6 protein-coding genes are annotated in these 10,858 nt (G+C 61.3%); 3 read left to right on the forward strand and 3 right to left on the reverse strand.

The genetic code is table 11. From position 1 onward, the window contains the following. Positions 1 to 20: 20 nt before the first annotated feature. Positions 21 to 221, reverse strand: a complete 201-nt coding sequence (locus IRZ31_RS05205; RefSeq protein WP_297150546.1) for a hypothetical protein — start codon at positions 219 to 221, stop codon at positions 21 to 23. A gap of 320 nt (positions 222 to 541) precedes the next feature. Between IRZ31_RS05205 and IRZ31_RS05210 the strand changes: the two genes are divergently transcribed. The 3 genes from IRZ31_RS05210 to IRZ31_RS05220 all read left to right on the forward strand — a co-directional run bounded on the left by IRZ31_RS05210 (position 542) and on the right by IRZ31_RS05220 (position 5,498). After that, positions 542 to 1,552: a queuosine salvage family protein gene (locus IRZ31_RS05210; protein ID WP_297150548.1), complete on the forward strand. Its 1,011-nt coding sequence runs from the start codon at positions 542 to 544 to the stop codon at positions 1,550 to 1,552. Between the two features lie 51 nt (positions 1,553 to 1,603). After that, positions 1,604 to 3,175 carry a UDP-N-acetylmuramoyl-L-alanyl-D-glutamate--2,6-diaminopimelate ligase gene (locus tag IRZ31_RS05215; RefSeq protein WP_297150551.1) on the forward strand — a complete coding sequence of 524 codons (1,572 nt, stop codon included), beginning with the start codon at positions 1,604 to 1,606 and terminating at the stop codon, positions 3,173 to 3,175. A gap of 223 nt (positions 3,176 to 3,398) precedes the next feature. Beyond that, positions 3,399 to 5,498 carry a hypothetical protein gene (locus IRZ31_RS05220; RefSeq protein ID WP_297150554.1) on the forward strand — a complete coding sequence of 700 codons (2,100 nt, stop codon included), beginning with the start codon at positions 3,399 to 3,401 and terminating at the stop codon, positions 5,496 to 5,498. Between the two features lie 160 nt (positions 5,499 to 5,658). Here IRZ31_RS05220 and IRZ31_RS05225 read toward each other — a convergent pair whose 3' ends face one another. Together IRZ31_RS05225 and cgtA are read right to left on the reverse strand one after the other, a co-directional pair. Beyond that, positions 5,659 to 9,639 (reverse strand): tetratricopeptide repeat protein, encoded by a 3,981-nt coding sequence (locus IRZ31_RS05225; protein WP_297150557.1) that lies wholly within the window; start codon positions 9,637 to 9,639, stop codon positions 5,659 to 5,661. Between the two features lie 437 nt (positions 9,640 to 10,076). Continuing rightward, positions 10,077 to 10,858: Obg family GTPase CgtA (gene cgtA / locus IRZ31_RS05230; RefSeq protein ID WP_297150559.1), on the reverse strand; the 782-nt coding region annotated here is incomplete at its 5' end.

Consider the following 10,858-nt stretch of genomic DNA (forward strand, 5'->3'; position numbering starts at 1 on the left):
TCCCATCACTTGCTCACCCTTCACGGATGCCACCACCACATGGGAGGACCCAGCGACGTACCAAGAGCAAGATGCGGGATCAGCTTCTTGAGCACATCAAGCACCAGAGGCTCCATATGCTCGGAGGCGGCAACGCTCTCCAGATCGTTGAAACACGCCTGGCGGAAACTTTCATCATTATAGAGGCGATGGACGAGCTTACATAGCTGCTGTTCTTCCACAGTACACTCCTTCCCTCTCTTCACTTTAGAGAGACTTCCCATGAGAGCATGTCTTTGCATGCTCTGGGTGAGAGCATACCACATATCTAAAAGAAATGCAAGAGCATAGAATATATATATTTAGATGTATCTATTAACTGGGCGAGGAGGGAGAGCGGGCGCGAAGCGGCAGCATAAGGTCCCAACGCAATTGACGAACCGGGGCCTTGCCGCTAGAATCGGGAAGAGATCGCACCCAGAATCTGACGCTTGAGCGAGGGCATCACAACCCGAACCGAAAGAAGATGCACAGTTGGAACCAAAGCGGGGACCACGAGGAAATGCTCCCGGCTGTCGAGGTGGACCCACTAGGGGTGCTCAGCAGCACCCGCGGCGTGGTAGAGGAAGGTGAGCACGTCTGGATGAACAGCGAGCAGATCCAGGCCCTCAGTGAGCGCTGGCCGGAGCTGATCAACCCGGCGGGAGCCAGCGCCTCCGGGCTAGCAGCCGGCTATGACCGCTACCATTTCTTCGATGGTAGCGAACGCAGCGTTAACTGGATTCTCCTGCTCGATGCGCTCAACTTCTGCTTCTGGCCCGAGAAAGATCAGCCGCGCTGGGGTATCACCTACCAGGGGGAGCGCCTCAACGGCTACTGGGCAGAGGCCGCCGCCCTGACGCGCGCGGTAGAAGAGGGTCGACCCATATGGGATGCCGCTTACTTACGTGATATGAGCCGCGAGGAGCTGGCGCTGATCTTCCGCAGCGAGCAGGAGCAGCAGATCCCACTTTTTGAGGAGCGCCTGACCCACGTTCACGAAGTCGGGCGCGTTCTTTTGGAGCGCTTCGAAGGGCAATTCTCTCAGGCTGTTGCTCAGGCCGCGGGCAGTGCTGTGCGTCTGGTGCAGCTGCTCGTCGAGGCTTTTCCATCCTTCCGCGATGTAGCCCGCTATCGTCAGCGCGAGGTGCGCTTCTTTAAGCGCGCCCAGATCTGCGTTGCCGATCTTCATGCGCTTTTCCGTGGCCAGAGCTGGGGCGCCTTCTACGATCTCGACCAGCTGACGATCTTCGCCGACTATAAGCTACCCCAGGTGCTGCGCCATTTCGGGGTGCTGGAGTATCATCCCACCCTGGCCAACCGGATCGATCAGCAGGAGCCTCTCCCTGCCGGTAGCGAGGAAGAGATCGAAATCCGGGCGGCCACGGTCTGGGCCTGCGAGCTGCTCCGCCAGGCGTTGGCCGCCCGCGGCCTGCCCATGAAGGCCATCGAGATCGACCAGCAGCTCTGGCTGCTCAGTCAGCGCATACCCGATATGCGACCTTATCACCGGACTCGTACTATCTATTATTAGAAGCACCGTTCATTAGAGGTCTGCACAGAGTCTGTTTCTCTCTGGAGTAAGATGATTCTAAAGACACTGTTGGCCGCTCTGCCATCGCCACCGCGGGCTATCTACCCCGGTGGCTCTCTAGCTGAGACGGCTGCCGTGGAGCAGCTGACGGTCTCTCAGCTGGCCTATGACTCGCGCCGCGTCGAGCCAGGCACGCTCTTTATTGCTGTGCCAGGTGTGCATACCGATGGCCGCCGCTTTCTGGCCGAGGCCGCCGCACGCGGTGCAGTGGCCGCCCTTGGCGAGTCCCTGGAGGGCTTCGCTTCCTCTCCCCTGCCTTTGCCCTATATCGAGGTGGCCGAGGTGCGCAGCGCTCTCGCCGATTTGGCCGCCGCCTTCTATGGCTATCCGGCTCGCCAGCTCTGGACAATCGGCGTCACTGGCACCGATGGCAAAACAACAACCTGTAATCTCATCTGTACAATTCTGGAGACCGCCGGCCTGGCCACCGGCCTGATGACGACGGCCAATTTTAAAATCAAGGGAGAGGAGTGGGAGAATACCACTCGCCAGAGTACGCTGGAGGCCCTGGAGATTCAGGCTCTGCTCCGACGCATGCTCGATGCCGGCGTCACCCACGCCGTGATCGAGGCCACTTCTCATGGGCTGGAACTGGCTCGCGTACGCGGCTGCGAGTTCGATGTGGGCGTGGTGACCAATATTACTTCGGAGCATCTGGATTTCCACGGCACCGTCGAGAACTATCGCCGGGCCAAGGCGCGCCTCTTCGAGATGCTCGATCCAGATCGCCGGAAAGCGCTGCCAACCCGCCCGGCAGCAGTGCTAAACCGCGACGATAGTAGCTTTGCTTTCTTGCGGCCCTTCTGCCGCGCCCCCATCCTGGACTACGGAATCGATACGCCCGCTAGTTTCCAGGTGACGGAGCTGGAGCTGGGGGCTGCCGGTACGCGCTTCGCTGTGCGCTTTCCACACGAGTCCCAGCCCGTTCCTATGGCAACGCGCCTGGTGGGCCGCTTTAATGTGAGCAATTGCCTGGCCGCTATCGCGGTGGCCTACCATCTGGGGCTGAGTCCGACGCAGATCGCCGAGGGCCTGGCCCACGCTCGTAGCGTGAATGGGCGCATGGAGCATGTAAGCGCTGGCCAGCCTTTCTCTGTGATCGTGGACTACGCCCATACACCCGATAGCCTGCAGAAGGTCCTGACAACGCTCCGCCCTCTGACTCCAGGCCGCTTGCTGCTGGTCTTCGGCTCCGCCGGCGAGCGCGATGTCCAAAAGCGCCCAGCGATGGGCACCGTGGCCGCCCAAATGACCGATTTCTTCGTTATTACTGATGAAGATCCACGGGAAGAAGATCGCCTGAAAATCCTGCGAGAGATCGCTAAAGGAGCAATAGCTGCAGGAAAGCAGGAGGGCCGCGATTTTCTGTGCATCGCCGACCGCCGCACGGCGATCGCCACAGCGCTGGCCGCCGCTCGCCCCGGCGATACGGTACTGCTGGCCGGTAAGGGCCATGAGCAGAGCATTATCGTTGGCCGCGAGAAGCTGCCCTGGAATGAGCGCCAGGTGGCTCTCGAAGAGCTGCAACGGCTCGGCTATGACAGCAGTACTTCGACTCTCTAGTGGCTTATCGCTTTTTCCAGCGGCGAAGAGCGTCTGTGCTTGGTATCGATGCGCTAGTCCAGTGAATATGGTATGTTTTTGCTTTCTACTTCTTTTACCAGGTGGAGAGAACTAATTACTGCAGAAAAATCATGCGGGTGGAGAGAGATCAGCAGGCCTCGCTTGAGCCAAGACTAGCCAGCATGGTGTCCGGGCCTCTTTTCGCCCCGGGGGAGTAAATCGTATGGGACTACCAGCTATTCCTGATGCCTATCTGGTGCCGGTTATTCTGATTTTGACGTTCGTGGTCTCGGCACTGCTCAGCCTGATTTTCTGCGGTATCGCCAGACTGCTCTTTCCAAAGTTCCGCAGCGGCGAGCATAAACCTGGCCACCACCGTTCCGATCTGCGCTCGGACCTGCCCGCCAGCGGACGCGAGATTAAAACCATTGAGCTGCCCCTGGTCGGCGGGCCTTCGTTTACACTGGCCATGCTGATTACAGGACTGGTTGCTGGCTATCTGCTCTTCCATACTGGCGAGCAGTGGACGCTCCTGCTGATCGGCCTGGGCGCAACGCTCGGTTTTATGCTGATCGGCCTGGTCGATGACTGGCACAAGGTCTATAGCAAGGAGGGTCTGTCGGAACGCGCGAAGTTCAGTAGCTTGTTTGTCTTGTCGGTGGCCGCAGGAGCATGCTATTTCTTCCTGACCCCAAAGGGGCCTGAGTCCTACAGTCCATATATTGGACTCCCCATCATCGGCCATTTGATCTGTCCAAATGCCAGCCCCGAGATGAGCGCCTGCCCTCTGCATCCGGGCGAGCTGGCTTACTATGCCTGGCTGGTGTTTCTGGTGCTGATGACGGGCGTGACTGGCAGTGTGACCTCGCTGGCGGTGGATTTTAGCGATGGACTCGATGGACTGGCCGGCGGCCTGGTCTTTAGCGCAGCGCTGGCCTTTGGCATTGTGACCACCGGTATTATCGACCGTCCCGAGGGCCAGGTGGTCGAGGTGCTCTCGCTGCTCTGCGCTGGCAGTACGCTCGGCTATCTCCCCTGGAACTGGCCGTCAGCCTGGGCCGCGCGCGGACGGCGCAGCAGTGCTAAACGCCTGGCTCAGATCTATATGGGCGATAGCGGGGCCCTGGCTCTGGGCGGCCTCCTGGCGATGATCGCTATTTTCGATCGCCAGGAGACGCTGCTCTTCCTGGTGGGCGCCGCTTTCGTTCTGGAGGGCCTGTCGGCTCTTTCGGCCCGCCTGATTACACGCTTTTACCGCCGACAGCTACATATACTGCGCTTCGCGAGTACGCGCGAGTTCATTCCCCATACAGAGTTCCCCCGACCTTTCCTGGCGACACCGCTGCACCATCATTTCGATCTGCTGGGCTGGGATCGGCGCCGCCTGGTCTATGGGGCCTGGGCCTTGGGCGCTTGCTTTGCGGTCCTCGGGGTGATGGTTGGCTTAGCGCCCGAAACCTGGCAGCGCTATCTGGGCCGTATTCTGGTTCTGCTCCTGGCCTGGATCGTCTGGTCCAGCGGCTCGTGGACCCGGCGCTACTTTGTTGGGAAGCACCCCCCCGAGCGTTCGCGCCGCCGACGTCTGGCGCTCTACTATGGCTTCCCTTATCGCATTATGGGTATTCCGCTCTATCACCTGGTGGAGGTGATCGAGGCCAGCGAGGATGTCATCGAGACACCGGCTGAGGAGTTGGCGCTCTGGCAACGAATGACGATCTTCGATGCTCGGGCTATGCTTGGTCTCTATTGCTACCGCGCCGGCTATTATCCAGCGGCCCTGGCACAATGGACCAGGATTCCAGCGGGCAACCGCGCCCTGCGCCCGGCGATTGCTCGCCTGCTGGAGGAGCTGGATAGCCGCCTGGCCCTGGAGAAGCAGGAGACCCAGCCGATTAAGCGGGAAGATCTGCTCAGACAGCAGGAGCCACCGCTGATTACGGGGAATCTTGGCCCGGCAGATGTGCCCAATCCACACGAGCCAGTGAGCGGGACGGAGGCGGAGGCAGTGCAGGAGTCCTGGCCTTTGCCAGTGACTAAGACAGTTGAGGAGACCGCGGAGCGCCAGTCGACCTCGGGTAGTGACAGGCTGCCGCCGGAGGCGCTCCCGCGCGACACTCGCCTGGAAACCTCTTACAATGGTCATAGTGCGCCAGAGGCACGACACCTGGCCGCAACGACAGGCATGGAAGAGCGGAAACCAACGTCAACAGGGAGCAGCCAGGCAGCGAGAACGCGGGGACGCTCGCACTCTCCCTTGAGCTGGCTACAGCGTCTCTTGCACCGCGGCGCACGTTCCAGTCATCCCTCGCAGCAACGGCTCTAGCAGAACCAGACTGAAGCAGTCTGGTTCTGCCGTGCTCCCCAGACTGGCGTCACCCATCGCCGAGGGAGGGACGGGGTCCCAGGCTCTTGTTGGATCTCGGCGATGGGCTGTTTGAGCGCGCTTGATGTCCTGTCTCCTGTCCTGGTTCCGCCCTTTTCGCTCAGGAGGCCTCCGAGGCGGCGTCAGCTCGCTCTTCGAGGGTGATCAAGGTTGCTGTATCAGCCAGAGCTTCTGTCTGATCGCCGTTCTCAGAGAGGAGGCTTTCAAGGCGCTGCTGAAGGGCACGCCGGGCCGGATGCTCAAGGCGCTGATCCAGCAGCAGCGCCTGAGCCCAGTGTTTCTGCGCCTGGGCACGCTGATCCTGGGCCCAGGCCAGTTCACCCAGTCCCACGTGAATAGCGCTGATTTCCAGTGGGGTTCCTAGCTCGGTCGCCAGTGCCAGGGCCTCTTCGTAGCGGGCTCGGGCCTCGCTGAAAGCCCTTAACAGGCGCGCTGTATCGCCCAGACCACGCAAGGCCTGGGCCGTCAGCGGACGCGCCTCTTGTTCCTGAGCCAGGGAGAGGGCTTGCTCGAAATATTCGCCGGCTTCGTGAAGAGCGCCCTCGGCGAGGACCAGGCCACCGAGAGCGGTGAGAACCTGGGCCTGGTCGACGCGATTGCCCAGGCTGGTGAAGATGGTCAGCGCTTTCTCGTAGAAGCTGCGAGCCGCTCCCCAATCGCCGAGGGCGCGGCGTACTTCCCCCCGGATACAGAGGGCCAACCCTTCCCCAGGACGCATACTTTGCTCCTGGAAGATCTCCAGGGCCAGTGCGCTGGCCTGATCGGCTTCATCGAGACGCGCGTGCTCCAGGGCAAGCTGGGCCTGCTGCAGCAGAGTCCAGGCGCTCCCTGTCCGTAGTTCCAGAGAGGTGAAGAGGCGTTGTGCTTCCTCACAGGCAGCCTGAGCCTCGCTGTAGTTGGTGAGGGCCAGCCAGATGCGACTGCACTCTAGCGAGGCCCAGGCGACCCCCTCCTGGTCGCCATTGATCCTCAACTCTGTCAGGGCCAGGCGAGAGCGAGAAAGGGCTTCCCGGTAGCGACCGGCGCGGCGCAGGATTACACTTTGAACCAGGGAGGCCCAGGCCCGTCCTCTAGGATTGCCTCCTTGCTCGAAGCTTGTCAGCGCCTGTGCCGCATAGTCAGCTGCCTGGCCAAGGTTGCCTTCGTCGCAGGCCAGCATGGCTAGCTCGTAGAAGGACCAGGCGGCCTCTTCCTGCTGATTTTGCTCCTGATGCAGCTGCAGGCTGCGCTTCAGACAGGCTACGGCCTCGGTATAGTTGCCGAGCTGACGAAGAATAGCGCCCAGGCAAGACTGAATCTGGCCCTCGCCCGTTTTATCTTCGATGCGCACGGCATAGGAGCCAGCGCGACGCAGGATAGCCAGCAGCTGGAAAGCATAGCCGCGCCCACGCAAGGCCCAGGAGGCTCGCACTGCAGTGCGCACCGCTTCCTCCAGCTCCTCAGCCCCAACAAGGTGCTCAAAGGCGGCAAACCACTCCTCGGGACTGAGATGGGGCAGCCCCAGGTAATAGGCTGCCACCACCCGATGCACGCGGCGGCGTTCTTCGCCTGGCAGGTGGGAGAGGGCAAAGTTGCGTACCTGCGGGTGAATGCTGTAGACACGCCCATCGAAACCCATAAATGAGGCGCGCACCAACTCATCGCGAGCCGATCGCCAGTTGGCGGCTAGCTCCCCGGGAACGATGGCGCCGGTGCTGCAAGGCTCTCCTCCGGCTACAGCTCTCCCCTGCTCTTCCAATGGCTCGACAGGAGGGACCTGGAGGGCCGCCGCAGGATTGCACTCCGCTCTCTCCGAGCTATGGGGGGCCACCAGCATGATGATCTGATTGGTGCTGAAGGGGAGGCGAAAGGCCGAGAGATACGAGAGGAGCAGCCGCGCCGTAGGCGAGAGACGCAGATAGGCAACCTCCAGGGCGGCCCAGATCCCCGCCAGTGGTGTCTCACGCAGCTCATCGCGGATCTCTTCGAGCGAGCGGGTGGCTGCTTCAGGCGTAAAGACCTTGCCGCCAATGGAGCGGGCAGCGCCGAAGATCAGTTCCGCCCCCAGAGGATAGCCATCCAGGAGCGTACAGATCTCGCGCAGAATCTCTTGCTGGACTGGATCGTCCAGGTGAATGCGCTTGTCTAGACCGCTCTGGGCCGCCAGCTCGCTAAAGAGGTGGAGCAGGTCCTGGTCGGTCATCTTGCCGATAGGGTACTCATACCAGCGCCAGGTCGCCCCTTCCTGCAGACCAAGCGTGGCCGGATGAGAGCGCGAGGTCAAGAGCACCACAACCCGCTCGGGCAGCTCACCGAGGAAGCGCAACCAGAGCTTTGACTCAGTCGGATCGGTCACTTCCTCAAAGCCATCGATGAGCAGCAGGCAGGGCAGTTCACGATCGGAGCGCGCATGCAAGGCATTGAGCAGATGGCGCGCTCGCTGACGCAGATCTGGGGTCAGCGTCAAGCGACTGGCCAGACCGGGAAAGGCATGAGCCATCTCGACGACGGCCTCAGCGAAGGTCTTTCCTCCCTGCAGCGTAATGCCAATGAGACCCCCCGTGCCCGGGAATTTGTCACGGTTACGCCGCGCCACTTCCAAGGCCAGGGCACTTTTGCCAATGCCGACCGGACCAGTCAGCACAATCTGGCGCAGATTCGAACGCGGCTGCTGCCTGCGCAGACCGGGAAGTTCCTCTTCGGCCTGGACCGCAGCGGTAATGAGCTGCGTCAGCTCATTAATCTCACGTTCGCGTCCTACAAAGCAGGTCGGGATGGGGAAGTTGGTCAGGGCTAGCTCATGCTCTTCAGTCTCTTCCTCCTGCGCCAGCAGAGGGACTGGCTCCTCACAGCCTGGGCTGGCATGCCGATAGAGGACGGGGATAAACCAGCCATTGTGGTGGGGAGAGAGCAACGCATGGCGAGCGCGGGAAAGGGCTTCCTCAAGGGTGCGCCCACTCGCCAGGGCCTCGTAGAAATGGTAGATGAAGACCGGGCTGAGGTTGTCCTGGAGCGAGAAGGGCATAGCCACGACCGCCGGGATCTGGGCTGTCACAAGGGCCGTGGCCAGCGAGCTGTCCAGGGCCACCTGCCGCTGACGGGAGCGCTCGCGTTCCAGACGCGCCGTTTCGCAGGCCGCCAACACGACCAGGCGCACATCGCTGGTAACGAGCAGTTCACGCAGAGAATGAGTATCGATGTAGCAGCGCTTCCCTTGCTCATCGCAGAAACAGAGGTAGGTCTGGGCGCTGACACGCGCCAGCGAGGTACCGCAGACTTGACAGCGTCGCTCGTCTGGCTCGTTGAAGGCTCCGCATTCTTCACGTGGACAGACTCGCCCATAGTCGCCGTGGCCGTCAAAATGGACGACGTAGCAGGGAGTCTGCACTTCGCTATCGTCCAGGATACCGGCGCCGCCATAGGCATTGAGATAACGCACCAGCTCGCTAAAGGTGCACGGCTCTAGACGGTCGAGAATCAATTGGCCACTCTCGACGAGGCGCGCCAGACCACGGCGCAAGGCATCGTAGCTGCGCTCGGTCTCCAGCGGCTCGCCATCAGTAGGGGCTGCCCCTATGTAAAGGATGCGCAAGGGTGGATGCACAGGCAGCTCGCAACCCCCCGGCTCATCGGGACGCAGCAGGATGCGGGTCAGCGTAAAGACGCCAGTGGCTACCAGGAAATAGTCTCCGTTGTGCAACAGCTCCCAGGGATAAGGAATGAACTCATCGCAGCCGGGGGTAAAGCTCAGCGTGAGCGCCACCGTGCCACGACGACGCAGGGTGCGCTGAATCACGGTGTGCAACAGGCCGCCGACGGCTTCCGCCTGTTCACGAGCACCAGCTGGGCGAGCATTAGCCCGCCCTGACGTACCGGGTTGCCTGCCACAGAGGGCCGCAAAGAGCCGTTCGCCGATTTCGCGTTGACCCTGACCATCAATCTCTTGACGATCGAGGCGCTTGAGCAGCGTGGTGAGGGAGCGCGGAGTAAACGGGGGAATGAAGTCGCCGCTGACACTCTTCCCGGACCAGCTATCTCGAACCTCCACGGAAAAGCCGCCCTCAGCGCGGGTGCGAAAGAGTATGTTTAGTGTTTCACCCATCTGTGCGGTCACTCTTCTCTTCCATAATGGCAGCGCGCTTTACTACGCGGACTTTTTAGGAGAAAGACTTCAGCCATTATAAAAGTTCTCTGCTTCAACGTTAAAGTATAGCACAGAAAGCAGCATATGAGGGGCGAAATCGATTGCACCAGGGCTGCACCAGAGGGACCCTGTAGAAGGCAAGGCGCCAGCCCGCACCTAGCAAGGATGGAGGCAGTCGCGGTCACCTGCTTTCTCTGCTTTCTCTGCTTTCTCGCCTCTCACTCATGCTCTGCAGGCCCCCAGCCAGGGGCAGGCCGGGGACAGTCTAGCCCCCTCCCTTCGCCTGCCCCTCATCGCTAGTCCGCCTGCTTTATCAGCGAATGGGCGTCAAGGCGTCGGCGCAGGCCAGACCAGCACCAGGCCGGGAGACCGGCGCGTCCGGGCCTGCGAGGCCACTATTCGCCCCACAGGAGTTCAACTTTGCCGAAGCGCACTACATCGCCTACCTGTACGCCCGCTTCTTCTAGAGCGCGAGTCACTCCCATCTTCTCCAGGGTCACCTGCAGACGATCCATGCTTTCTCTGCTATCGAGACGGGTCATGCTGACCACTCGCTCGACTCGCTTGCCTCGCACAACGAAGACCCCATCTTCTTTGCTGATGGTAAAGGCATCCTCGGGGATCGGTCGCAAGACAGGACCCTGCGCGGGAGGTTCAGCGGCCAGAGCCTGTTGCTGCTGCTCCTCGCGCTTGATCTCCTCCAGGCGCCGAGCCACGGCCTGCATCAGCTCGGTCGTTCCCTGATGGGCCGCTGCCGAGATAGCAAAGGCCGGATAGCCCGCTTCTTCAAGCCGCCTCTTGAGAGCCGGCCAGCGATCTCGTGCCTGGGGCAGATCCATCTTATTGAGCACCACAATCTGCGGACGGCGCGCCAGCCGACGATCGTAACTCTCTAGTTCGCGGTTAATGGCCAGGAAATTCTCCCAGGGATCGTTTTCGGCGGCGCCATCAAGCAGATGGATGAGCAGGCGCGTACGCTGGATATGGCGCAAGAACTCCAGCCCCAGGCCCGCCCCCTGGGCCGCTCCCTCAATCAGCCCCGGGATATCGGCCAGCACAAAGCTCAACAGGTCGGCGCTGCCAGCCTGACCCAGCTGGACTACGCCCAGATTCGGCGTCAGGGTGGTAAAGGGATAGTCGGCGATTTTGGGCCGGGCCGCCGTCACAACTGAAAGCA

Source organism: Thermogemmatispora sp. (genome assembly GCF_019683635.1).
Lineage (GTDB): Bacteria > Chloroflexota > Ktedonobacteria > Ktedonobacterales > Ktedonobacteraceae > Thermogemmatispora.

Excerpts from the sequence above, each read along its gene's own strand:
- IRZ31_RS05225 (WP_297150557.1), bottom strand. The coding sequence starts at position 9,639 with ATGGGTGAAACACTAAACATACTCTTTCGCACCCGCGCTGAGGGCGGC.
- IRZ31_RS05215 (WP_297150551.1), top strand. The coding sequence starts at position 1,604 with ATGATTCTAAAGACACTGTTGGCCGCTCTGCCATCGCCACCGCGGGCT.
- IRZ31_RS05210 (WP_297150548.1), top strand. The coding sequence starts at position 542 with ATGCTCCCGGCTGTCGAGGTGGACCCACTAGGGGTGCTCAGCAGCACC.
- IRZ31_RS05220 (WP_297150554.1), top strand. The coding sequence starts at position 3,399 with ATGGGACTACCAGCTATTCCTGATGCCTATCTGGTGCCGGTTATTCTG.